The organism is Paenibacillus sp. Soil522 (assembly GCF_001428245.1).
Lineage (GTDB): Bacteria > Bacillota > Bacilli > Paenibacillales > Paenibacillaceae > Pristimantibacillus.
Genome location: NZ_LMRV01000088.1, coordinates 172,183 through 197,822 on the forward strand (window position 1 = coordinate 172,183; position 25,640 = coordinate 197,822).

Annotated in this window: 20 protein-coding genes; 11 read left to right on the forward strand and 9 right to left on the reverse strand. The window is 49.6% G+C overall.

The window, feature by feature from the left end; translation table 11 throughout:
- Positions 1-351 precede the first annotated feature (351 nt).
- The gene (gene gltB, locus ASG81_RS26270; RefSeq protein ID WP_056641570.1) at positions 352-4,956 is read right to left on the reverse strand and encodes a glutamate synthase large subunit; all 4,605 of its coding nucleotides are present in this window, start codon (positions 4,954-4,956) and stop codon (positions 352-354) included.
- Positions 4,957-5,867: 911 nt separating this feature from the next.
- Between gltB and ASG81_RS34215 the strand changes: the two genes are divergently transcribed.
- Entirely contained in the window at positions 5,868-6,077 is a 210-nt protein-coding gene (locus ASG81_RS34215) for a stalk domain-containing protein (protein ID WP_056641572.1), read from the forward strand.
- 81 nt (positions 6,078-6,158) lie between these two features.
- On the opposite strand, the gene kapB is transcribed toward ASG81_RS34215, so the two are convergent.
- Entirely contained in the window at positions 6,159-6,554 is a 396-nt protein-coding gene (gene kapB / locus ASG81_RS26280) for a sporulation phosphorelay system protein KapB (RefSeq protein ID WP_056641575.1), read from the reverse strand.
- Positions 6,555-6,754: 200 nt separating this feature from the next.
- Here kapB and ASG81_RS26285 point away from each other — a divergent pair, with 200 nt between their 5' ends.
- From ASG81_RS26285 to ASG81_RS26300, 4 genes are all read left to right on the forward strand, one after another.
- The gene (locus ASG81_RS26285; protein WP_056641579.1) at positions 6,755-7,870 is read left to right on the forward strand and encodes an MGDG synthase family glycosyltransferase; all 1,116 of its coding nucleotides are present in this window, start codon (positions 6,755-6,757) and stop codon (positions 7,868-7,870) included.
- Between the two features lie 84 nt (positions 7,871-7,954).
- Positions 7,955-9,370: an NAD-dependent malic enzyme gene (locus ASG81_RS26290; RefSeq protein ID WP_056641582.1), complete on the forward strand. Its 1,416-nt coding sequence runs from the start codon at positions 7,955-7,957 to the stop codon at positions 9,368-9,370.
- Positions 9,371-9,928: 558 nt separating this feature from the next.
- Entirely contained in the window at positions 9,929-10,600 is a 672-nt protein-coding gene (locus tag ASG81_RS26295) for a hypothetical protein (RefSeq protein ID WP_056641585.1), read from the forward strand.
- 329 nt (positions 10,601-10,929) lie between these two features.
- Positions 10,930-11,574: a YqaA family protein gene (locus ASG81_RS26300; protein ID WP_056641588.1), complete on the forward strand. Its 645-nt coding sequence runs from the start codon at positions 10,930-10,932 to the stop codon at positions 11,572-11,574.
- Positions 11,575-11,669: 95 nt separating this feature from the next.
- On the opposite strand, the gene ASG81_RS26305 is transcribed toward ASG81_RS26300, so the two are convergent.
- Complete coding sequence (locus tag ASG81_RS26305; protein WP_056641721.1) at positions 11,670-12,572, reverse strand: cation diffusion facilitator family transporter; 903 nt, start codon at positions 12,570-12,572, stop codon at positions 11,670-11,672.
- Positions 12,573-12,806: 234 nt separating this feature from the next.
- Between ASG81_RS26305 and ASG81_RS26310 the strand changes: the two genes are divergently transcribed.
- Positions 12,807-13,154, forward strand: a complete 348-nt coding sequence (locus tag ASG81_RS26310) for a hypothetical protein (RefSeq protein WP_056641591.1) — start codon at positions 12,807-12,809, stop codon at positions 13,152-13,154.
- Positions 13,097-13,552 (forward strand): sugar phosphate isomerase/epimerase family protein, encoded by a 456-nt coding sequence (locus ASG81_RS26315; RefSeq protein WP_235549032.1) that lies wholly within the window; start codon positions 13,097-13,099, stop codon positions 13,550-13,552. Before ASG81_RS26310 ends, ASG81_RS26315 begins: the two co-directional genes overlap by 58 nt.
- A 49-nt stretch (positions 13,553-13,601) precedes the next feature.
- On the opposite strand, the gene ASG81_RS26320 is transcribed toward ASG81_RS26315, so the two are convergent.
- Positions 13,602-14,600, reverse strand: coding sequence for an ABC transporter substrate-binding protein (locus ASG81_RS26320; protein ID WP_056641597.1), 999 nt, complete (start codon positions 14,598-14,600; stop codon positions 13,602-13,604).
- Positions 14,601-14,859: 259 nt separating this feature from the next.
- On the opposite strand from ASG81_RS26320, the gene ASG81_RS26325 reads away from it, so the two are divergent.
- From ASG81_RS26325 to ASG81_RS26335, 3 genes are read left to right on the forward strand one after another with little or no spacing between them, the layout of a single operon-like run.
- Positions 14,860-15,867, forward strand: a complete 1,008-nt coding sequence (locus tag ASG81_RS26325) for a FecCD family ABC transporter permease (protein WP_056641601.1) — start codon at positions 14,860-14,862, stop codon at positions 15,865-15,867.
- Between the two features lies 1 nt (position 15,868).
- A complete protein-coding gene (locus ASG81_RS26330) occupies positions 15,869-16,915 on the forward strand; it encodes a FecCD family ABC transporter permease (protein ID WP_056641605.1) in 1,047 nt (348 codons plus the stop codon).
- 53 nt (positions 16,916-16,968) lie between these two features.
- Entirely contained in the window at positions 16,969-17,793 is an 825-nt protein-coding gene (locus ASG81_RS26335) for an ABC transporter ATP-binding protein (RefSeq protein WP_056641609.1), read from the forward strand.
- A gap of 152 nt (positions 17,794-17,945) precedes the next feature.
- Here ASG81_RS26335 and ASG81_RS26340 read toward each other — a convergent pair whose 3' ends face one another.
- The 3 genes from ASG81_RS26340 to ASG81_RS26350 all read right to left on the reverse strand — a co-directional run bounded on the left by ASG81_RS26340 (position 17,946) and on the right by ASG81_RS26350 (position 22,257).
- Entirely contained in the window at positions 17,946-19,565 is a 1,620-nt protein-coding gene (locus ASG81_RS26340) for an ABC-F family ATP-binding cassette domain-containing protein (RefSeq protein ID WP_056641612.1), read from the reverse strand.
- A 247-nt stretch (positions 19,566-19,812) separates the two neighbouring features.
- Entirely contained in the window at positions 19,813-20,880 is a 1,068-nt protein-coding gene (locus ASG81_RS26345) for a Gfo/Idh/MocA family protein (RefSeq protein ID WP_056641614.1), read from the reverse strand.
- A 249-nt stretch (positions 20,881-21,129) separates the two neighbouring features.
- Positions 21,130-22,257: an MBL fold metallo-hydrolase gene (locus ASG81_RS26350; RefSeq protein WP_056641618.1), complete on the reverse strand. Its 1,128-nt coding sequence runs from the start codon at positions 22,255-22,257 to the stop codon at positions 21,130-21,132.
- Between the two features lie 239 nt (positions 22,258-22,496).
- Here ASG81_RS26350 and ASG81_RS26355 point away from each other — a divergent pair, with 239 nt between their 5' ends.
- On the forward strand, positions 22,497-23,654 hold the full coding sequence (locus tag ASG81_RS26355) for a virulence factor (protein ID WP_056641621.1): 1,158 nt from the start codon (positions 22,497-22,499) through the stop codon (positions 23,652-23,654).
- A 236-nt stretch (positions 23,655-23,890) separates the two neighbouring features.
- On the opposite strand, the gene ASG81_RS26360 is transcribed toward ASG81_RS26355, so the two are convergent.
- A complete protein-coding gene (locus ASG81_RS26360) occupies positions 23,891-24,832 on the reverse strand; it encodes a sugar phosphate isomerase/epimerase family protein (protein ID WP_056641625.1) in 942 nt (313 codons plus the stop codon).
- Positions 24,833-24,853: 21 nt separating this feature from the next.
- Entirely contained in the window at positions 24,854-25,624 is a 771-nt protein-coding gene (locus ASG81_RS26365; RefSeq protein WP_056641627.1) for a sugar phosphate isomerase/epimerase family protein, read from the reverse strand.
- Positions 25,625-25,640 lie beyond the last annotated feature (16 nt).

Sequence of the window (25,640 nt, forward strand, 5' to 3'; positions counted from 1 at the left end):
CTTTGCAGCCGGAGCATTCAATGGTTACATTTTCATATTCATTTAAAACTAGCAATCGTTCTATGACAGGAGGAATTCGATGAGCATCGACAGCCGACTTGCAGAATAGAGGGATAAGCGGAGATGAACGCAAAATACGACCGTCTCTTACTAGAGTGATGATAAGGAAGCCTATTTTAACCTCATTATAACCGAGCCATCGGATGGAATATGTCGGTTAATGGGTGCGGCTTTTTTTCTAATTTAGTGGCATTTTGTCGAAAAACAAAAGGGACTGTCGCCTGAAGTAGTTTGTGCTACTTCAGGGACAGTCCCTTTATCGAAATATAAGTCTATTTATGCTTGGTGTTATTACTTGCCGCCTGCGCGTGCAAGCTCTTTTTTGTTCGCTTCGAAGGCTGCAAGCAGTGCAGCATCGCCTACTAGGCCGCTATCCTCGACCTTACGGATTTGCTCAAGCATACGCTTGTAATCCTTCGGAATAACTTTAACGAACTTCGAAAGCGATACATCCCAATCGTTTAATATGAGGGTGGCAATTGCGCTCTCCGTATATTGGGCATGTGATTCAATCAAACCGCGCAGCTCAGCAATATCCAGTGAATCCTCGAGACGCTCCAGCAGTACCATTTCCAAATTGCAATGGTTGTAGAAATCGCCCTTCTCATCGTAGATATATGCGACGCCGCCGGACATACCAGCCGCAAAGTTTCGTCCCGTGTTACCGAGAATAACGACGCGTCCGCCAGTCATATATTCACAGCCGTGATCGCCCACGCCTTCTACAACAACGTTAGCTCCACTATTCCGTACAGCGAAGCGTTCACCAGCAGTTCCGCGGATATAAGCTTGACCGCTAGTTGCGCCATACAGCGCAGTGTTACCGATAATAACATTATCCTCGGCAACGAAGGTTGCCTTCGGAGACGGTGCTACGATGATTTTGCCGCCCGATAAACCTTTTCCGACGTAGTCATTCGAATCGCCTTCGATGGATAGCGTAATTCCATTCGGTACGAATGCGCCAAAGCTTTGGCCAGCCGTTCCAACGAAATGGTAGGAAATCGTATCCTCAGGCAAACCGGCTGCGCCGTAACGGCGAGTCACTTCACTGCCGAGAATCGTTCCGACAACACGGTTCGTGTTCAAGATAGGGAATGTACCGCGTACGCGTTCACCGTTCTCGAGCGCTGCTTGCGCAAGAGGAACGAGCTGCTGCATATCAAGCGATAGCTCAAGTCCGTGGTTTTGCTCTTGAACGTTATAGCGTACTGCATCGTGCGGAAGATCCGCTTCGTACAGCAAGCCTGAAAGATCGATGCCTTTCACTTTGTAATGCTCGCGAAGCTGCTTCGTTTCCAAAATATCGACGCGGCCAATCATTTCTTGAATCGTACGGAAGCCAAGCTCTGCCATAATCTCACGCAGCTCTTCAGCAATGAAGCGCAGGTAGTTAACGACATGGCTAGGATCTCCCATAAATTTCTTCCGCAGATCCGGATTTTGTGTCGCAACGCCTACCGGACATGTATCCAGTTGACATACTCGCATCATGATACAGCCAAGCACGATGAGCGGAGCAGTCGAGAAGCCGTATTCTTCAGCTCCAAGCAGCACTGCAACCGCAACGTCGCGGCCATTCATCATTTTGCCGTCCGTTTCAAGGACAACGCGATCACGCAATTTGTTCAGCATTAGCGTTTGATGCGTTTCTGCAAGACCAAGCTCCCACGGCAGACCCGCGTGACGGATCGAGCCCATCGGAGAAGCTCCTGTTCCACCATCGTAGCCGCTGACCATAATAACGTCCGCACGGCCTTTCGCTACGCCGGTTGCAATTGTTCCTACGCCAACACCGGATACGAGCTTCACGTTGATGCGAGCGCGCGGGTTAGCATTTTTCAAGTCATGAACAAGCTCTGCCAAATCCTCGATCGAATAAATATCGTGATGCGGAGGAGGCGAGATGAGGCCTACTCCAGGCGTTGAACCACGAACCTCGGCTACCCAAGGATATACTTTAAGGCCAGGCAATTGTCCGCCTTCACCAGGCTTAGCGCCCTGAGCCATTTTAATTTGAATCTCGTCCGCATTAACCAGGTAGTTGCTCGTTACGCCGAAACGTCCGGATGCAACCTGCTTAATTGCGCTGCGTCTGGAATCTCCGTTTGCATCTGGAATGAAGCGTGCAGGATCTTCCCCGCCCTCGCCCGTATTTGACTTGCCGCCTAAACGGTTCATCGCAATAGCCAGGCTCTCATGCGCTTCTTTACTGATCGAACCAAACGACATCGCGCCGGTTTTGAACCGTTTAACGATCGATTCGATCGACTCAACTTCCTCAAGCGGCACAGACTGGCGGCCTTCCTTGAATTGAAGCAAGGAACGAAGCGTTAGATGCTTCTTGTCTTCACCCTGTACGAGTGCCGAGAACTTCTTGTACAGCTTATAGTCGTTTGCGCGGGAAGCCATTTGCAGCGTATGAATCGTCTGCGGCGTGAACAAATGGTCTTCGCCGTCTTTACGCCATTGGTACTCGCCGCCGGAGTCAAGCTCCTTCTCTCCGCCCTCTTGCTCAGCAAATGCGCGGCTATGGTGCTTGAGCGTCTCTTCAGCGATAACGTCAAGACCGATGCCGCCGATACGTGACGGCGTCCATGTGAAGTACTCGTTGATGACTTCCTCTTTCAAGCCGAGCGCTTCGAAAATTTGCGCGCCGCGGTAAGACTGAATGGTCGAGATACCCATTTTAGACAATATTTTGACAACGCCTTTAGTCGCTGCTTTGATAAAGTTTTTAACTGCTTTGTCATGCGAAATTCCGCGCAGCATGCCTTGACGAATCATATCGTCAAGCGTCTCGAACGCAAGGTAAGGGTTAACCGCACTTACGCCGTAACCAAGCAGCAAAGCAAAGTGATGCACTTCACGCGGTTCACCCGATTCAAGCAAGATAGCTACTTTCGTACGCGTGCCTTGACGGATCAGGTGATGATGCAAAGCCGAGACAGCCAGCAGTGCCGGAATTGCCGCATTGTCCTTGTCGACGCCGCGATCGGATAGAATAAGCAGATTATGTCCTTTCGCGATAACGCGATCAGCCGCTTCGCACATTTGTGCAAGCGCTGCGCGCAAGCCCGATTCGCCTTCATTCGCAGGGAAGAAGATCGGAAGCGTGATCGAACGGAAGCCAGGACGGCGCACATGGCGAAGCTTAGCGAATTGCTCGTTAGATAAAATCGGCGTATCCAATTTGATATGACGGCAGCTCTCCGGCTCAGGATTGAGCAGATTGCGCTCAGGTCCAATGGTCGTGCCGGTCGATGTAATAATTTCCTCACGAATCGCATCAATCGGCGGATTCGTTACTTGGGCGAACAATTGCTTGAAGTAATTGTATAAACGCTGCGGGCGTTCCGACAATACCGCAAGCGGAGCATCGTAGCCCATCGAAGCGATTGGCTCCGCGCCGCTGCCGGCCATTGGTTCAAGCACTTTGCGAACATCTTCAAACGTGTAGCCGAAAGCTTGCTGTCTCATTTGGACGGTAGCATGGTTCGGTTCAGGCAATTCAGGGGCATCCGGCAGATCTTCCAAATCAACGAGATGCTCATTAAGCCATTCGCGGTAAGGGTGCTCCGTCTCGATCTCCGCCTTCACTTCCTCGTCGGAGATGATGCGGCCTTTCTCTGTATCAACAAGCAGCATGCGTCCTGGACGCAAGCGGTCTTTGTATAAAATATCTTCAGGCGGAATGGCAACCGTTCCAGCCTCAGAGCCAAGAATAATATGGTCGTCCTTCGTTACGTAGTAACGAGCCGGACGAAGACCATTACGGTCAAGCACCGCACCGATTTTCACGCCGTCAGTAAAGCCGAGCGCAGCCGGTCCGTCCCATGGCTCCATCAGTGTGCTGTGGTATTCGTAAAATGCTTTGCGCTCGTCGCTCATTTTCTCGTGATTAGACCACGGCTCCGGTACCATCATCATTGCAGCATGGGCCATGGAGCGGCCAGACAGGAACAAGAACTCAAGCGTGTTATCGAACATCGCCGTGTCGGAACCGTCCGGATTAATGACTGGTTTGATTTTCTCGATGTCGTCGCCGAACAATTCAGTTGCAAACAACGTTTGACGGGCATGCATCCAGTTCACATTACCGCGAAGCGTGTTAATCTCGCCGTTGTGAATCATGTAGTGGAAAGGATGCGCGCGTTCCCAGCTCGGGAATGTGTTCGTACTGAAACGGGAGTGAACGAGCGCCATCGCCGATACAACTGACTCGTCATTTAGCTCGGTGTAGAAAGAACGAACCTGCTCAGTCGTAAGCATCCCTTTGTAAACAATCTTTCTCGAGGATAAGCTCGAGAAGTAGAACATATTGCCGCCTTCTTTGCCGGCATAACGAATCGCAAGCTCAGCGCGCTTCCGAATCACGTATAATTTGCGTTCAAATGCCATATTATCCTTCAGACTATCGTTCATTCCGATAAATAGCTGACGAACAAATGGCTTCACAGCTAATGCGGATTCACCCAGCTTCTTATCATTCGTCGGAACGGTACGCCATCCGATTACCGATTGGTTCTCCTCTTGAACGATTGCTTCCACTTCACGCTCAATTGCAATGCGTGCAGCTTCATCCTGCGGCATGAAAATCATACCGACAGCATAGTGGCCTTCCGCCGGAAGCTTGATTTCTTGCTTCATTAACTCAGCTGCAAAAAATGCATGCGGAATTTGAAGCAAAATACCAGCTCCGTCTCCTGTATTCGGTTCGCTGCCTTGACCGCCGCGATGCTCCATATTCTCGAGCAGCATCAGCGCTTGGCGGATGACCTTATGTGATTTGATTCCCTTGATATTTGCCACAAAGCCCATGCCGCAAGCATCTTTCTCGAATTGCGGATCATAGAGCCCCTGCTTCGGCGGCAATCCCAAAATATGTTCTTTCATTGTGTGCAACCTTTCTATGAGAAGATTTTTGGGTAAGCGTGAACGTGTTGAAAATAAGCACCGATGAATACGCATTACGCTTCATTTTTAACTTGTTTTATCATAGAATGGTAGTCAGCGAGGCGCATCGGCCTGCTCCTTGCCATTCATAAGCTAAACGGTCAGCGGCTCGGATTGCGAGCGCCCCGCGTTTAATTGACCATATACCGGGCCTATACCGCGACATTGCGATTATTATATTATTTTAACATTAGGCCATAGCGGAATCAATTTAATATTTTCATAATTATTTGCACTATTTTACTACAACCGCAGATGGAAGGTAGCTTCTGCCTGCGGAATGGCCCCCTCCTCGCTCCAAAACATAAGCATAGCATAGGAATGCGACCTATATTCCCTTATATTTTATCAGAAGGATGTGTGCGTGTTGTATAGCAAGTTTAGGAAAGTGCCGCTTCGCGCTTCTGCCGCTGCCCTATTCGCCAAACTGCTTATGTCCGGCTTCGCTTCTCCTTACACCATTGCTTAGACTGATGCTGAGCCTGCAGCCAGATGCCGAGGTCGTAATCGCAGATCAATATCTGCCTATCCCTCAGCCAGTAAAGATCGGAGCCTTAACTTTCCCATTATACCCCGAAAGCGACCGATTGTTTCTGCAAAATAGCGCAAGCAGCTTCGCGAGCGTCTAAATCAGGTAACTGGGCATTTAACGAAGGATGGCTTTCATGTGAAAATCGTAAACGTCGCTTTATCGTTTATTGAGAAAGAGGTCAGCTTTACATCAATTGCTCAGGGAGATATTCATCCTAGCAGGGCCGGCTATGCGGCAATGGGGAAAGCCTTATCGAAGGCCATTTGGGGCGATTACCTTGTAGTCAAGCCTAGAGAGAGCGGGGTAAAACCAAACCTATGTGCCGCTCCGAAGCATCACGGATGCTATTGGCGCCGCCATCAAGTGGAACGCCTCCATGCAGACCGCTTCCGTGATGCTGAAGAACAGTACGGTCGATATAACCGCCGGCGCTGCCTCTATTAGCATTAAGGGCGTATCTAAGCGGCTCGATGCACGCCTGCCTTCATTCATTCGGGCGGCAAAGCAAGCACGCTGTACGTCCCGCTAGCTGCTATATCCGAAGGTCTGCAATTTCAGGTCATCTATCGCGATACGTTAAAAACCTTCTTTATCAACAATTAATATTACGCTATTTGTACTCCTTCTGAAGCTGCTGCATTTGCTCAAGCCCTTTTGCAGTCCAGCGCTGCAGCCGGTCGAGTGCAGCGATTTCCGCTTCAGCTGCAGCTCTTAACGAAGCGTTATATTCAGGAATGACGCTCGTATACTGCTTCACATCACGGATCAGAACAGTCGTTTTTTCCGTATAGCTGAGCGCGCGCCGCTCATGAAACATTGGCACGTCCGGATTATAGGGATTGTGCAGGTCTCCTTGCTCCGGATGCTTAAGTACAGCAAGTACTTTTACAAGCGCCCTGGGCCCATTCATTTCAATAAGCTCTCCTATATAATGTCCCGAGCGCACTTCCGCTCGAACGTAATCCCCAATTTTCAAGCTCTGATCATCCTGATTTAATCGTTCCATTCGCTTCATCCTCGCTTTTATTTTATTTCCACTTGTAAAATTTATGTAAATATAGTTGACTCAAGGGATACATATCATAATAATATGTTCATCTGTGTTAAGGATAAATTAACCACCGCATTATATGCAACCCTATCGGATAAAACTTGTGTTAGCCGCTCTTGCATCGTAATATGGAATTAGAAAAGTAGGTGGAATGAATGCGTAAGAAAAGAGTGCTGCTGCTCTCTGAAGGCTTTGGCTCCGGTCATACTCAAGCTGCCTATGCGCTCGCTGTCGGACTAAAGCAGTTATGTCCGGGGATTCAGACCCGAGTCATCGAGCTTGGTAAATTTCTTAATCCGGTGCTTGGTCCATGGATTATATCTGCATACCGCAAAACAGTAAGCAAACAGCCTAAGATGGTCGGTCTTATGTACCGCAGCAATTATAAAAAATCGTTTAACCGCTTTACGCAGCTTGCGCTTCACCGTATGTTTTATACCCAAACATCCCATGTAATATCCCAATTAAAGCCGGATTTAATCGTATGCACCCATCCTGTACCGAATGCGGTTGTTGCACGGCTCAAACGACTGGGACTGGACATGCCGTTATATACGTTGATTACTGACTACGATGCGCATGGATCATGGGTAAATCAGGAAGTCAACCGCTACCTCGTTTCGAGCGAGCTCGTGAAGGAAAGACTCGTGGAAAAAGGGGTTACGACTGACCGAATCGAAATAACAGGAATACCTGTTCATCCGAATTTCTGGCATAAATACGAGAAAGAAGAAGTACGACAGCAGTTTGGCTTGAAAAATATGCCCACCGTACTCATAATGGGCGGCGGATGGGGAATTATGTACGAGGATAATGCCCTGGAGTATATGACCAAATGGCGGGAGAGCACTCAGCTCATTTACTGTGTCGGCTCGAATGAAAAAATGAAGGAAAAGATGCTTGCAGATCCGCTCTTTCAACATCCAAACATCCGCGTTCTCGGCTTCACCCGTGAGGTCAACAAGCTGATGGACGCATCGGATTTACTCATTACGAAACCGGGCGGCATGACCTGCACCGAAGGAATGAGCAAAGGAATTCCGATGCTGTTTTATGAGCCGATTCCCGGACAAGAGGAAGAGAACTGCGAATACTTCATAAGCAACGGCTTTGGTGAAATGCTCGACTCGAACGATACCGTCGACCGATGGCTCTCGCTCATCCACGAGCCCTACGCCTCAGGTCAATTCAGGGACAGTCTGCTAACGAAACGAAACCAACAATACGACCCGACGAGTTGTCCGAACGCCGTCCTGCGACTGATGCAGTGACGGCGTTCTTCTTCCAAACGAGAATGAAGCATAAATTGTATGCCCTTATCCAAATAGTATAACTGATGAAGGGAGCTGTTTATTATGAGTTCACATATGAGAGACGGGAAAACGATTATTTTGAGGCTGGAGATCGATACGAATCTCGCCCAGTTCGGACGCGCGGCTACGGCGATCGAGCAAGCGAAGGGCGACATCATCGCTATAGACGTCATACATACGGACAAAAACAAGAGCTTGCGCGACTTAACCGTCAAAATAGCCGAGCATGGCGCAGCCGAACGGCTTACGGCAGCGATGAAATCATTACCCGGGATTCGGTTAGTCCATATTTCCGACCGTACTTTCCTGCTTCATTTGGGCGGAAAAATTACGATCCAGCCTAAAACCCCCATCCAAAACCGTGATGACTTGTCGCGTGTTTATACGCCGGATGTCGCCAGAGTATGCCAAGCCATTTCCGAAGAGCCGTCCAAAGCTTATACGCTAACCGTAAAAAGAAATATGGTCGCAGTCGTTTCGGATGGCAGCGCCGTACTCGGTCTAGGCAATATCGGCCCGTATGCAGCGATGCCGGTCATGGAAGGCAAAGCGATGCTGTTTAAGCAATTTGCCGACGTAGATGCTTTTCCGCTTTGCCTCGACACCCAGGATACGGAAGCCATTATCGCGACTGTCAAAAATCTCGCTCCTGCCTTTGGAGGCATTAATTTAGAGGACATCTCTTCACCACGCTGCTTCGAAATCGAACAAAGACTGAGGGATGAGCTGGATATCCCCGTCTTTCATGACGATCAGCACGGAACGGCCGTCGTCTTGTATGCAGGCTTGCTTAATGCGCTTAAGCTGACCGGCCGCAGCCTGCACGATGCCCGCATCGTCATTTGCGGGATCGGGGCGGCGGGTACCGCATGTACCAAAATGCTGCTCGCGGGAGGCGCTCAGCATATCGTCGGCGTGGACCGCGAAGGCATCTTGACCGCCGACCGGACTTACGACAATCCCATGTGGCAGTGGTACTCTGACCATACGAACACGCAGCGGCGCAGCGGCGGACTGGCAGATGCTCTAAAAGAAGCAGATGTATTCATTGGCGTATCAGCCGGCGGCATATTGACGCGTGCCCATATTGAAACAATGGCTAAGGATCCAATTGTATTCGCGATGGCTAATCCTGAGCCCGAAATAAGACCCGAGCTGGTAGAGGATATCGTTGCCGTCTTCGCAACGGGCCGATCCGACTACCCGAATCAAATTAATAATGTTCTTTGTTTTCCGGGCATTTTCCGAGGAGCCCTCGACAGCCGCGCTACAACGATTAATGAAGAGATGAAGCTTGCGGCAGCAGAGGCTATCGCCTCCGTCATCAGCGACGATGAGCTGAGCCCTATGTACATCGTACCGAGCGTGTTTAACAGCAAAGTCGTAGAAGAGGTGCGCCGCCGCGTCATCCAAGCCGCCCAGCAAAGCGGCGTCTCGCGGCGCCAGACAAGGGAGTAGCGCTGCTTCTGTACATAATTACTAGCATTCGCCGGCACATATCGCCAGTCGTCTTACGGCGTCAGACACGGGTGCAGCATCGCTTCTTCAGATGATCACTAACGATGGCCCTGTCCCGTACATAACGCCAATTATTACTGCTATTGAGCTGAATCGGTACCCTATATCCGTAATAGCAGTAATGAATGGTCTTATTCTGATAATTCTCGCTGCTAAAGTCCCGATTACGCTAGCTTAACGACCTTTTTCACCGCTATATGACTCGATATAGGGCATCTGGCAATAATAAGAGAACCTTTTACCGCTAATCATCTGTTCTTTGTGAGCTGCTTACCATAAGTGCCTTTCGCAATCTAAGAATGGAACAACTGCAATTCCGATTAAGACATTATGATGGGGGTACGCATTCATGGAATGGGTAACCAAGCTGCTCAAGCTGTTAATATAATTACCGCAATGTGACGTCGTGAAGCACACGCCGCTTGTTTACGGGTTTACCCGTATGCAGGCGGCTTTTTTTATCAAGTACCGCAAATTTCACTTAAGGGGAGAGGAAACATGAAGTTTGTAGAAGCGCATCATTTGTTTATGAAGGAGCATCTGGACGCACGGAAGGGAGAGTCGCTGAGACGGCTGATGGAGGGGCATGACTATGCGGAGAAGCTGTTTTTGGAGCGCGTATGGTGGCCGGCTTTCGGGAATTTGCAGCACCTGCATCCGGAATATGAAACGCATGATTATAAGGATGGGGATCGATACATTGACTTTGCCTATATTCGATCCATCTTGAGGCTGGCGATTGAAATTGACAGCTACGGCTTTCACTGGAAAAACTTAAATCGCGTGCAATTCTCCGATCATCTCAGGCGGCAAAACGATTTAATTATCGACGGCTGGAAGTTGCTGCGCTTCAGCTTCGATGACATCAAAGACAATCCGCGCTTCTGCCAGCAGAAGCTCCAGCAATTTATGGGCAGGTGGCTAGGCACGGAAACATATGATCTTGGCGCAAATTATACTGAAAAGGAAGTCTTAAGGCTCGCCATCAAGCTAGCTAGGCCTTTTACTCCCGGCGACGTATGCGCGCATTTTGGGATCGAGAACAAGACAGCTAGAAAATGGCTGCAGCAAATGGTTAATAAAAAGTGGCTGAAACCTGCAAGCGGCAGTACACGAGTTCGTTCATATGAGTTGGAGCTAGAGCTGGAGAACAAATGGGTTACACTATAGAACATTCCAAAAGATTAAGCCGTACAAATAACAGTACTATGAAAGGTCTTATGTAACAGCAGCTAAAATAACGCCATGAATGGACTTATTTTCAAAATTCTCTACTCCCTTGAACATATGCCCGCTCAAATTCAACTGCTGCTTTCAAAAAAACACATGACACCTATCATCTTCTTAACCGTATTAAATATGCTATAATAAAATATCAAGCGCTAAAGCGCTTTTTCAACGAGCTTCATCATATGTTAGCATATAAAGGAACCTTTGCTTGATTTATCTCATAAAGTAGGCTTTATGTGCAGGCTAGTTGACGGAAAGGGAGCCTGGTAATGTTTCAAGCTGTAGTCGATTTTTTAAAGGAATTTGGTCCGTTGGGATTATTTATACATGCTTTTCTTGATGCAGTTATTTTCCCGATACCCGCATTTTTCCTTCAAGTATCATTAAGCATACTCAATCCCTCTACAGCATTATGGTTGGCTACCGTAGGATATATAGCCTGTCTCTTAGGAACACCAGTTGGTTATTATTTAGGCAAAGTAATGGGCAAATCAGTTCTCTATAGATTTCTAAAAAAAGAGTGGATCGACGCAGCGACGGTCCGGTTTCAGAAAAATGGCGAAGCTGCTATTCTTATCGGATCGTTCACACCGATCCCCTTCAAAGTTTTTACCATTTTATCCGGCGTCTTAAACTTCCCCCTATGGAGGCTGATCGGTTACGCGGCTATCGGACGGGGATTAAAGTTTTATATTGTCGGTCTCTTGTTTTACTTCTATGGGCGGGCCGCGGAGAGCATGGTTAAGGATGTTTCCTTATACATTTTCGTAGGAGCCGTGCCGGTCATCATTGTGTATCTTTTGCTTCGCAAAAGGCATAACAAAAAAAAAGCGATAGCGGAAACACAAGCTGAAACCGAGCAGGCCACACCAATCAAAAAATCGGATGGTACGACTGTTCAAATTGATTCCTAACATGGCAGGCGGCGCAAACCGCTTGCAGCTTGATAATCCTATAATGTATCCGAATAAAGGCCGGTCAGGGAGTTTCCCCGACCGGCCTTTATATTCTAATGCTTTTCCGTCACGTTTTCTTCAATAATTCCAAAAACATGAGGCTCGACATGTACGTGCACGCTCATGATATTGTGCTTACGCCCCATTCGATGCTCGATTTCATCACTTATCCGGTGACTTTCAATAAGCGTAAGCCCGGGATCAACCTGAACGATCACATCAATAAGTACATGGCTGCCATGGACTCTGGCCTTAATATCCTTTATCGATTTAACGCCCTTCGTCTTTGCGATTGTCGTGCGCAAGGAAGAAAGCTCATTTTCGTCAAAACCATCCGTTAGCGCATGAGTGGAGCTATAAAAAATTTCCCATGCCGTTTTGCAAATAATTGCGCCTACCGCTAATGCAGCTACTGGATCAAGCCATGGCAAGCCGAATTGTGCTCCTATAATACCGATTGCTGCACCGATACTGACAAGAGCATCCGACAAATTGTCCTTCGCTGCGGCGAGTAAAGCCTGGTTATTTATCCGAAGGGCCAATCTGCGATTATAAATGTAGACGCCAGCCATACATACAGCTGCAAACAGAGCAACCCATGCCGAAGTTAAATCCGGAACAGAATGCTCCGAAGCGAATAACGATTTGACGGCGCTGATTAATACTTGGATACCGACGGTCGCCATAATGAAAGAAGCAATGAGCGCTGCAATCGTCTCCGCGCGAAAATGGCCGTACGGATGGTCCTTATCCGGCGGCTTTTGCGAAATGCGCAATCCGATCAATACAGCTGCGGATGCAACGATGTCCGTAAGATTGTTAAATCCGTCTGCAACGAGAGCCCCTGACACAAACCAGTAGCCTGCACCGAGCTTAAGAGCAGATAGCGCCAAGTAAGCACCGATACTGACCCAGGCACCCTTCTCGCCCTGTTTAATCTCTTCATACTGATTCAGTTTCAATACCCTCCCAAGCGTAATAACGTATGTATTTTTAAATCTCGATAATAACCTATCGGTATCATACCCGAACGAACCCATGTGGGTCTAGAGAAACAGTGTTGACCAGGTGCGTACTTTTATGCACCGGTGCAACAATTCGTTGCTGCTGCTAACCATATTGTCCAGTCAGTCATTTAATTAGAACCGGCAGATTATACTTACTATAAAAGGCTGATGGGGTGGAATGTGATGTCATTTCATTATAATTCCATTCAATGGTGCGAGCGTTTAAGCGGTGTACAGCTGTATTCGGTACGGAATGTGCTGGAAAAAAACGTTCCCCAGACGCTTGCAGCCTTATCGGCCGCCGGTTTTCGCGAGGTGGAGCTTGCCGGCTACTATCAAATTCCTCCCGGGCAAATGAAAGCGCTGCTTGAGCAAACACAGGTGCGGGCTGTGTCGACACATGTGCAGCTAGAGCTGCTATATACAGACTTGCACGGGCAGCTTGCCTACGCTCGGCCTGTATTGCCAAGCAAATTCGGGCATACGGGTTTCAATTTCTTTACCATAATCATGAAGCAGAATGGAAGTTAAGCGGATCAGGCTTCGTGCTCGACGACCTGCTTCAGGCCGTAGGCCCGGAATGGATGCAGCTTGAGCTGGACACGTATTGGATCGCAAAATCGGGATTAGATCCGGTTCAGATGCTTAAGCGGTATGCCGGACTCGTTAAAGCGATCCATTTGAAGGATATGTCGGCGGATGGAGAGATGGCCGAGGTTGGGCGCGGAGTGCTGGATTGGCCGTCCATTCTGACTGCCGCCCGGGCGGCAGGCGTCTGCAATTATTTCATTGAATTGGATAATGCCGATGAATTGGATCCTGCGCGTCCGATAACCGGCTTAACCGGAGGCATGCAATATATTCAGTGCATCTGCCGATGCGAAGCGCTGCATGCGCCGGCCAATGGACATATCATTCAAGCCGAATGAAATAAATAAAACAGCCGAAGAAAACTCCGGCTGTTCATAAAGAGATCATTTATTTGATGTCATAAATCTTATAAAGCTCGTCGAGCATTAGATTAGCCGCAATTACGCCGCCGGCTGTATTCCAGATGGCATCGCTCACTCTGATTGCCTTGTTGTTCTTCACGGCTTGAAGACTTTGCCACAACGGGTCATTCAGCATTTCTTGTTCCATCGCCGTTCCTTTACCGTCGCCGGTATCATAAGTGAAGTAGAAGATCATATCCGCGTCTACCTCGGGAAGACGTTCCTTCGTAATTTCTTCTACGAAAGTATCTTTATACTTTTGGCTGTCAGGACGTGTAATGCCGAGTTTGGAGAATGCAATACCTGTAAAGGTATCTTCTAAGTAAATACGGGTTTTGCCAGACATAAAACGAACGACAGACACTTTCTGGTTCAGCTTGTCTCCAGCTTTACCCTTAAAGTCAGCAGTGCGGCTGTCATAGGCAGCGATAACTTTTTCCCCTTCAGCTTTTTTGCCGATTGCGTCTGCATACAACAAAAAGTTAGATTGCCATGCGCCGCGAAGCGTTTCGGAAAACACGGTTGGTGCGATGGCGTTAAGCTGATCGTAAACTTTTTCCTGACGCAATTTATTACCGATAATAAGGTCAGGCTTAAGGCTCGCGATTAGCTCCATGTTCGGCTGGCTCTCATCGCCTACAACTGTAACGCCTTCCATGTCCGCTTTAATATGCTCATACCATGGCTCGCCTGTCCACGATTTTACTGCGCCTACCGGTTTTACTCCAATTGCAAGCAATGCTTCCGTTCCTTCGTTCGTCAATACAACGATACGAGCAGGCGTTCCTTCAATTTTGGTCTCGCCCATTGCATGCGTGATTACTCTTGCTTCTCCAGTTGTCGCCGCGCCCGACTCCTCAGAGGCTGCCGCGTTTCCATTGCTATTGTTTGAACCGGATTGACCGCAGCCCGAAATAACTACGGCTAGCGCAAGCAAAACGGCCGATACAGTCCAAGTGAATTTCCTTTTTAATACATGTAACATTTGTGTTTTCTCTCCTTCATAATGAAAATCATTCTCACTATTATCCCAAACGAAACTATACCAGCACTTTAAGATAAAGTCAACAGTTAGTGATAATGATTTTCAACTTCATTGACACTGTCTGAAAGTTCCCCTAAAATGTTTTAGTAGCATTCAATTGTTCAAACGTGTAAAATTATTAATCTTTATCTGCTTAACTGGGAAATTCCCCAATGAAAGACGCAGATCATCATAATCGGCATTGAGGAAAGAGGAAATTATGGACACTTTATTACATACGCGCTCACTAAAGGCGGCAGGGCTTGGCGCAGGACTGCTTCTCTTTGTCGCGGGTATCATTTGCAGCATCGCTTACGGAGTGACCAATATCAGCTGGCGGACTATTTTAGCCTCCTATACCTCATTTGATGGCTCGCAGGAGCATCTTATTATACAGACGGCAAGAATGCCGCGAGCGTTCATTGCTGCCACTGTTGGAGCAAGCCTGGCTGTTGCCGGCTCACTCATGCAGGGTATAACCCGTAACCAGCTCGCTTCGCCGAGTATTTTCGGCATTAATGCGGGTGCTGCCTTCTTCATTGTCACCGGCTCCGCCTTCTTCGGAGCGAGCGGCTTAACGGCGTTTGCAGCGCTTGCCTTCACCGGTGCGGCTTGTACAGCTGCCCTTGTCTATACGCTAGGTTCAATCGGAAACGACGGCCTGACTCCGCTTAAAGTTACTTTGGCAGGCGCCGCTTTAACCGCATTTTTCTCTTCGCTTTCATTAGGTGTTCTGCTAACGAGCGGTCAAACGTTCGATCAGGTGCTCTATTGGTTTGTCGGCACAGTCGCTGGACGCGATATGCATATATACACTGCCGCTGCTCCATACATGGGTATTGCCCTTGTAGGCGCGGCCCTGCTCGCGCGGCATATGAATGTGCTCGCGCTCGGAGAGGATGTGGCCGTGGGGCTTGGTCAGAAAACGGTCTATATTAAAATGGCGGCAGGAATTATTATCGTTTTGCTTGCAGGCGGTTCGGTCTCCATGGCAGGCCCGATTGCTTTTGTAGGTATCATCGTTCCTCATTTGATGCGTTATTTGGTAGGCATAGAATATCGATGGGTCATTCCGTACTGCACGGTGTATGGCGGCGTTCTGCTTCTGGCTGCCGATATAAGCTCGCGGTATATTTCTTTTCCGAAGGAAGTTCCCGTAGGAATTATGACTGCTATTATTGGCGTTCCTTTCTTCGTCTTTATCGCCAGAAGAGGAGGACGTTCCTAATATGAACCAATGGATCACGATCAGAGGCCGCAGGCACTCCTTTCAACTAGACCGCCGAACCGTATTAATGATCATATTATTAGCCGCTGCCAATTTAGCGGCAGTCGTCATTTGCGTTGGTCTTGGCAGCAAGACGATAAGTCCTGCAGGCGTTATCCGTGCGCTTCTTGGAATAGGCGACTCGTCAGATTCCATGATTATTTTTTCGCTGCGTATGCCGCGCGTTTTGATTGCGGTTATGGTGGGCTCAGCCCTCGCAGTCTCCGGCGCCCTGCTGCAAGGAATTGTTCGCAACCCTTTAACTTCTCCTGACATTATTGGTATAACAGGCGGGGCTTCGCTGGGTACCGTCGTGTTTATTCTGTACTTCTCGCATCTCAGCATCCGCTTTATGCCGCTGAGCGCTGTCATTGGAGCTTTTGCCGCTGCATTCCTTATTTATTTGTTTGCTTACCGCCGGGGGATCACACCGCTTAGACTCGTCCTGATCGGCATTGGAATGGCTACTGCGCTAACGGCCGTTACCTATATGCTTATCCTTACGGCATCATTTACGCCGACTGCCGTAGCGGTTAAAGCTTTTACGTTTATGACAGGCAGTATATTCGGCGTCTCCTGGGAAAAAGACGTTGCGACTCTGCTTCCTTGGATTATCGTGCTATTTCCGATAGCCCTTATTTACGCCAGACATCTTAATGTGCAGGAGCTCGGCGATGAGGTTGCAACGAGCGTAGGCAGCTCCGTCCATGTCAAACGGACGATTCTTCTTATCATCAGCGTGGCGCTTGCAGGAGCAGCGGTTGCCATCGGCGGCGCCATCAATTTTATCGGCCTGATGGCCCCGCATATTGCACGAAGGCTTGTCGGGCCATCATATGGAGGCGTTATTCCGGTCTCCGCTCTCATTGGGTCTCTCGTATTGCTGCTCTCTGACCTTGTAGCGAGAATAGCGTTCATTCCGCTCGACATTCCCGCTGGCGTGTTTACTGCCGCGATAGGGGCACCGTTTTTTATCTACTTGCTGTACCGTCACCGGAACGGGTCGTAACGGCCACCGGCAAACACTTAAAATAAACTGATCAATAAGAAGGAGTCGTTCTCGTGTCCTCCATTCAAGCGCAAAACCTTACGTTATCCTATGGACAAAAAGCGATTTTCAACAATCTCGATTTGCTTGTTCCTCCGGGTAAAATTACCGTATTCATCGGCAGCAACGGCTGCGGCAAATCGACGCTGCTGCGTTCCCTCGCCCGCCTCTTAAAGCCTCAGGAGGGCTCGATACTGCTCGATGGCACCGAAATTGCCAAGCTCTCGAGTAAGGAAATCGCCAGACGTCTCGCCATCCTGCCGCAAGGCCCTATCGCACCGGAAGGGCTGACCGTTCATCAGCTTGTGAAACAAGGACGCTATCCTTACCAAAGCTGGCTGCAGCAATGGTCCCGCGAAGATGAGAAGATGGTGAAGAAAGCACTGGAAGTAACACATATGGACGAGCTATCCTCCCGTTCGGTTGACTCGCTATCCGGGGGACAGCGGCAGCGTGCTTGGATAGCGATGACGCTGGCCCAGAACACACCGACCATTTTGCTCGACGAGCCTACAACATATCTTGATATGACGCATCAGATAGAGATCCTTGATTTGCTCTTCGACTTAAACGAGCAGGAAAACCGTACGATCGTAATGGTGCTGCATGATATTAATCTTGCTTGCCGTTATGCGCATCATATTGTAGCTGTGAAGGACGGTCGCATCTATGCGCAAGGCAAGCCGGAAGCTATTATGAACGAACAACTCATCCGCGCCGTTTTCGACATGGAATGCCAAGTAACTGCCGATCCAATCTTCGGAACGCCGCTTTGCATCCCTTACGGCAAAGGCCGCAAGCTTCCGGTTATCCAAAAACAAGTAATGACCCATGCGTAAAATAGGACGGAGCAGATCTAACACCTGCTCCGTCCTATTTTACGTTTTTAAAGAGGGTTAACTTCATGCGAACTGTCTGCCAGGTGGATACAAAAAAACGCCGACCCGCAAGGTTCCCCCCTCAGGTCGACGCTCCTTTATAAAATAGCGGATTACACCGCGTACATACGCTCGCGAAGCGCTTTAACCTCAGCACTCTCAAGGTACTCGTCATACGTCATCATCCGGTCGATTACGCCGTTTGGCGTAATTTCCACGATGCGGTTAGCGATCGTTTGCACGAACTGATGGTCATGCGAAGTGAATAGAACCGTACAATCCGTGTCCGTCAGGCCGTTATTCAAAGCCGTAATCGATTCAAGATCCAAGTGATTCGTCGGTTCATCCAAAATAAATACGTTCGCGCCCTCAAGCATCATCTTGGAGAGCATGCAGCGAACCTTCTCGCCCCCGGACAATACGCTTGCTTTCTTCATCGCATCGTCGCCTGAGAAGAGCATACGGCCTAGGAAGCCGCGAATGAACGTCTCATCCGGATCCTTCGAATATTGACGCAGCCATTCAACCAGGTTCATATCTACCCCATCGAAATAAGCAGAGTTGTCTTTCGGGAAATAAGCCCGCGAAGTCGTTACGCCCCATGAGTAACTGCCGGCATCCGCTTCTACTTCACCAACGAGCAGCTGGAACAGCAATGTCTTCGGCAAGCTGTTCGGGCCGACAAAAGCGACCTTGTCGCCTTTGTTCAGCGCAATCGTCAGGTTGTCGATCACTTTCTCACCGTCAATCGTTTTCGTCAAGCCGTCAACAAGCAGCAGCTGCTTGCCCGCTTCACGCTCCCCTTTGAAGAGGATAAACGGATATTTACGGTTAGACGGACGAATATCGTCAAGCGAAATTTTCTCAAGCAGCTTCTGCCTTGACGTCGCTTGCTTCGCCTTCGATTTATTCGCGCTGAAGCGTTGAATAAACGCCTGGAGCTCTTTGATTTTATCTTCCTTCTTCTTGTTCTCACCGCGCATCAGCTGCAAAGCAAGCTGACTGGATTCGTACCAGAAGTCGTAGTTGCCGACGTACATTTGAATTTTGCCGAAGTCAATATCCGCAATGTGCGTACAAACGGTATTCAGGAAGTGCCTGTCATGGCTGACTACGATAACCGTGCCTTGGTAATCGGCAAGGAAATCTTCCAGCCAACGAATGGATTCAATGTCCAAGTGGTTGGTAGGCTCATCGAGCAGCAAAATGTTCGGAGCGCCGAACAGGGCTTGTGCCAGCAATACACGAACCTTCTCGTTGCCGCTCAGCTCAGCCATTTTCTTATCATGAAGGTCAGGTGTTATGCCGAGCCCGTTAAGCATCTCTGCCGCTTCTGACTCCGCTTCCCAGCCGTTCATGTCCGCGAATTCAGCTTCTAGCTCGCCCGCGCGCATGCCGTCCTCGTCGGTGAAGTCCGCTTTTGCATACAATGCGTCCTTCTCCTTCATCACTTCATAAAGACGCTTATGACCCATCATGACCGTCTCGAGTACAACGGACTCGTCATATTCATAATGGTTTTGCTTCAGAACGGCTAGCCGCTCGCCCGGCGTTATGTGCACTTCTCCGTGCGATTGCTCCACTTCACCGGATAATATTTTCAAAAAGGTCGATTTACCAGCGCCGTTAGCGCCGATCAAGCCGTAACAGTTGCCTGGCGTAAACTTAATGCTTACATCTTCAAAAAGCGCCCGCTTCCCGTAACGGAGCGTTATGCCACTAGTGCTAATCATTCGTTTAATCCCGTCCTTCACTACAAAATCACTTTATCTCAAACTATTATACCACAGTATACGCGGAAACCGAACCTTCTTTTGCCTTCACCTTGGCCTAACGGCCTTCACTGCAGCAATTATCGGGGTATTTTTTCATAGACCATGCTGCAAAAAAAAAAGCCTCCCCAAATCGGCCGCCATGATGTCGTCGCATAAGAGAAGGCTGTTGTGCTTGTATTTTATTGTGATGCCGCAGCTTAAAACACTAGTTCCACTTCAACTTGACTTCATTGCCTGTGCGGGATGATTCGTAAATGGCGTCAAGAATGCGGTTGTTGGTGTAGCCCGACAGTGCGGACGTAATCGGCTGCTTGCCTTCGCGAATACACTCCACGAAATGACGGCTCATTAAGATGCGGTCCTCTTCGCCCTCAAGCGGCGTAATGTCGCTCTCGAGCACCTCATTGTCCGAATGGGTAACGTACTTGCCGTTATTTCCGATGACCGCTACTCCGCCCTGCGTTCCCATCAAATGAATGAAGGGTTCCTCCGGCAAAAATGCGGAATGCGCTGCCCAGCTGACTTCTAACGACAAGGTCGCCCCGTTATCGAGCTTGATCAACGCCGAAGCCAGATCCTCAACGTCATAATAACCGTCCCAATTCGGCGTTCCCCAGGTTCCCGTGCCTTGACGCTTCGGTCCGAATTCGGCATAGGTCGAGCCGTATACAGATATCGGCTTAGGATTACCCATGAGATAAAGCGATAGATCAAGCATATGAACGCCGATATCGATAAGCGGGCCGCCACCAGCCTGGTCTTTGCGTGTAAACCACGAGCCCCAGCCGGGAATGCCCTTCTTACGGAACCAGCCTGCCTTGGCATTATAAATATGACCCACATCGCCATTGTCGATGCGCTGCTTAAGAGCGCGGATAAGACCGGTCCAACGCATCTGATGCGACATCATCAATATTTTACCGGATCTTTTGGCTTCCTCTACTATCGTGCGCGCTGCTTCGGAATCGATCGCCATCGGCTTCTCCAGAAGAACGTGCTTGCCTTGCTTTAGCGCCTCAATAGCAAGCCCGGCATGGAATTGGTTCGGTACGCATATAACAACCGCATCGATGGACGAATCCTCAAGCAGCGCTTGCGGGCTTGCATGCACCGTCTGAGCGCCGTGCTCCGCGGCGCGCTGCTCGGCAAGCGGAAGGTAAGCGTCCGTCACGGCCGCGATCTCAATCCCATCTACCTTATTGAACGTCTGCATGTGTATGCTGCCGATCGCACCCGCGCCGATAACTCCTAAACGTATATTTGCTTGACTCATATTTAGTTCCTCCTTAAGGTTTGCTGACGCAAACCTGCTTCGTAAGATTATGCCGAGGTTTGCGTCAGCAAACCTCCATCGTAAGAATATGCAAAGGTTTGTGCTAAACAAACCTGCTTCGTAAAATTAAGCTTAACGTTTGCACACGCAAAGCTGATTCGTGATCAACAAGAAAGTTTTCTTGCTTAGTATACCGCTTCCGCTTACCGGCGTCATTGTGCTCTTTTGGCGCGCTCTTTTCCTCGTTTGTCATTTGCCGGACAAGCGCCACGTCTCGCCATGCGGCAGGACAAGAATGCGTTCATCCCCGATGCGGCGTTTTCTGCGCTCGGCTTCCAGCCTGTCAAGCGCTTCGCGCGGTGTATCATCAGCCAGCTTGAAAGCTCCATAGTGCATAGGAACGAACCAAGAGGCATTCAAATCATCGAACGCTTGAAGAGCTTGCTCCGGCGTAATATGCTGCGGTCCCATAAACCATTCCGGCTCATATGCTCCGATCGGCAGAAGCGCAACGTCGATCGGGAAGCGATTGCCGATCTCCTTGAAGCCTTGGAAATACCCGCTGTCTCCTGCGAAATAAATCGTCGGAGACTCCGCTACGTCCGGCCTTTCGGCTAGGCTGTGCCCGCAAGAAAATGGATTCGAAAGAGCTTCAGACGGTTCGGCTGCGCTTGCTACCTGCGCCCGGGCTTCCGCATCCGCTTTGCCCTTAGCAGGTGCCGCCGGTTTGCCCTTATCAGGTGCCGCCGATTTGCCGGCATGGCTCACAAGCTTCCCGCTTCGCGTGGCTGGACGCTCAATAACAAAGCCGCCCCAATGCGAGCTGTTCGTATCCCACGGATTGCGGCGGGTGGAATGCTGAGAAGGCACAAAGGTGATTTTGACGCCGCTAATGATAACCGACTCCCACCAATGCAGCTCCTTGATTCGGATAAAGCCTTTTTTCCGGAGCTTTGCGCCGAGTCCTGCAGGCACAAGCAGCTGTCTCGCGCCGCTGAGCCTGCGCAGCGAGCTTATATTTAAATGGTCATAATGGGAATGAGAAATAAGGACGACTTCAACCGGAGGGACATCCTCGATCGGTATCCCCGGCGGCGAAAGCCTTTTTTGGAAAGCCATTTGGCTCGACCACACAGGATCCGTAATGATATTTAATCCGCCAAGCTGTATAAAAAAAGTCGAATGCCCCACCCAAGTAACGGATGGCCATTTTCGGTTATTTTCCAAGTATGCGATGTCAGGCTCGACATTCGGAACGGTGAATGAATAATCTTTCATTCTCAGCCTGCGAATGCGTTCCTGACGCCACCTGTTGAATTGCTTTAAGGAAGTGTGCTGCTCGATAGGATCTATGTTAGCAAATCGTTTTAACCTCAACCGTCCATACCTCCCTGGCCATGATCTGTTGTTTTATAAAGATACCAAGCGGGCGGCTCACATTGCAAATATGTTTTATGAAAACACCTGAAGTGCCTCATTGTTCGCATCCTTACATGAAATCAGTTACACTTAGTCGTATAGCTTATACACTTAAGACTACGCTTTCGATGCGGCATTTGTTACTCGAGAGCAGCAAAAAAAAACGACTGTTACATCCATTTCCAGGAGGTTTCCTTATGAAACTAATTTCAATAGAGCCGACGCCTAGTCCTAATTCGATGAAGCTGAACGTCGATGAGACGCTTCCGCGCGGACGCAGGTTTACCTATAAAGCTGGCGAGGCAAGCGGCGCTCCCGGGCTGCTTCAGCAGCTTTTGCAAATAAAAGGCGTTAGAAGCCTGTTCCGTACCGCTGACTTTATTGCGCTTGACCGGATGCCGGGAGCGGATTGGGCGGCCATTTTGGCTGAAGCAGGGCAATTGCTGCAGAAGGATACAGCGGACGGGGAACAGAATGGCGGCGGACATAGACACTCGGCAAGCTATGGCGAAGCTCAGGTTTTCGTTCAAATGTATCGCGGTATTCCGATGCAGGTGCGCGTTCGTATGGGAGACAGTGAGGTACGGTCTGCGCTTCCTCCGCAGTTTGCCGAAGCGGTTAGCCTTGCTGCCGGCTCCGGCATGATTCGCGAACGCAGGCTGGAGGAATTCGGCGTCCGTTACGGCGAGCCGGATGAGATTGCGGCCGAAATCGTACGCGAACTGGAAGCCTCGTATACGGGGGAACGGTTAGAGGCACTCGTTCAAGCCGCCATTGCGCAAGGAAATATGGGCGGTGAGGAAGGAGCGGCGCCAGCGGTTGTGAGGCCGGCTCCATTAACGCTTGAAGAAGCCAAGGAGCAATTCGCCTCTCCCGATTGGCAGGTTCGCTATGCTGCCCTGGAGCGTTACGTCTCCTCGATCGAAGGCTTGCCTTTGCTTGCTGCAGCGATTAAGGATGAAAACACGTCCATTCGCCGATTGGCGGTCGTCTATCTGGGCGATCTGCGGTCTCCTGAAGCGCTGCCTTATTTGTTCACCGCGCTTCGCGATTCGTCGACGGCCGTCAGACGGACAGCCGGCGACACCTTATCCGATCTAGGCGATCCGGCCGCAACGGGACCGATGATCGAATCGCTCCGCGACAAGAACAAGCTTGTCCGCTGGCGGGCAGCAAGGTTTCTTTACGAGGCTGGCGACGAGTCGGCAGTCGAAGCACTCCGTGAGGCAGCCAAGGACAGCGAGTTCGAAATTCAGCTCCAAGCCCAAATGGCGCTGGAGCGGATCGAGCGCGGCGAGGAAGCAGCCGGCTCCGTATGGCAGCAAATGACCGCGGCCCGCAAAAGCGAGCAGTAAGTCCTTCAGTCCCCCCATTCCAAACTTTCACCGTGAGATGAAATACATCTCTGGGCATACTAAATAAAGGGCGTCGTATTCACCCTTTCCTTGCATTCGTTGCCTATGTTATTCTTACGCTCCATTCCTTACGCATATGAATCTAGACTATTTGTCCGGATTGAAAAAAACCGCTCCACTTCCGTTAACGGAAGCGAGCGGCGATATGATTACGTCTGCCCAGCGGAGCGATTCATCTAACTTTCTATTAAAATGGCTTCTCTCTCTCTAAAATAGGACACCGTTTTTCGCACCAAAGCATCAAGCAGCTCTTTATCCGGTCTGCCGAACATGGCTGGATAAGGATCGCCTCCCGGACCTAGCGGTTCAGGCGTAACAAACCGGCCTGCTTGATTGAATCCGATTAAATAAAGCGCCATGATAATCGTATCCAGATCCATATGCCCTTCCCCTAACGCACCGCGGTTGCTGTCGGCCAAATGCAGATTGACTAATTGGTCTCCTGCTTGCATAATCGCTTCGCCGATATGGGTTTCTTCTACCAGCATATGATAAATGTCCCCGTTTATATGCCGGATGCCGGGATGGTTGACGTCTTTAATATAAGCTTGAGCTGCAGCAACAGTGTGAACAAGGGAGGTTTCGGCTGCCCGAATCGGTTCGATTGCGGCTTTAATGTTCCAATTGCAAAATTCGTCTGCCACCGTTTGCAGCGTCTCGATGCTTCTCTCCCATTCCATGTCGTCATATTTCTGAGCCCTGCCCACAGCTCCCGGTACGACTAATAAGTAATGGCCTTTTACTGCGGCTGTAAACTCGGTTTCCCGGCGGATATAATCGATCGCTTCTTGGCGGTGACGGGCTATGTTGCTCGAGAGATCGTTTTCCCTCGAAAACATACCGCAAACACCCGACACTTCAATGCCCCAGTCCTGCAGCACCTGCTTTACTTCACTCGGCCGGTATCCTAAATCCGGGCCATAATGATTCCCATGCAGCTCAATGTACTTCACGCCATATTGATTTAACCGTTTAGCGGTGTCATCCAAGGTTTCAACGCCGAATCCCCAGTTGCTCCAGGATAGATTCAATCTGTTCGCGAGGCGCTCTGGGTCGTTTTTTTTTAATTCCCGAAACATACTTCTAATTTTCTCGCTCTTTTGTTCGTAGTTTTGCATGAATGCTCCCTCGCTTTCCCGTTATGCCAGCTCCAGCTGCTGTGTATACTCTCTCGTCAGTCGCTCTAAATCTTCACCTATAATAGGAAACTCGATTACCCTGGGAAGATTTTCAGGAAAATAAGGAAGAACGTCCCGCCACTCTGCATGTTCATCAGCAGGCAACGGTGCTGCCGCTTTTAGGCCATTCCGTTCCTCGGACCATTTAAAATGCACATAGACAACGTATTCGGCAAGTATTTCGGCAGCCTTGCAAATATCCTCTCCGGCCCAAAGCCAATTGCCCACATCAAACGTCATACTGACCGGAATCCGCTCCTCTGCACAGTCATCGAAGAAGCCGCGTAATATTTGCGGATTGCCTCCGTGGGAGCTTTGATCGTTCTCTACCGTTAATAGAATAGGAAGGTTCAAATAATCAGCCTTTTCCAGACAGCCCCGAAGCGCCTTTAAATCCGATCTTCCCGGCACGTACGTTCCAAGCGTCGTTTTCACGAATGCTGCTCCAAGCTGCTTTCCTTCGACTAATGTTTGAAACAGCTGCTCCTCGTTTAAATCTCCTTCGGGAGACCATATTTCTACGGAAGCGGATATCGCACAGCGCAAACCGTTATCCTCCATTACTTCTCTAAGCTCATCAAGAGGCGGCTCCTCTTCAAGAAACAGCTCCCGGCGGACTTCGAATCCGGTTGCCCCGGAGCGTGCCGCCATCTCAGCGAAATAAGCTTGTCCATGCTGCTGCACCAATTCAGCACCGTATACCGATGCCGCTATAAATATAGACGGTTTCATGCTTCTTCTCCCCTCA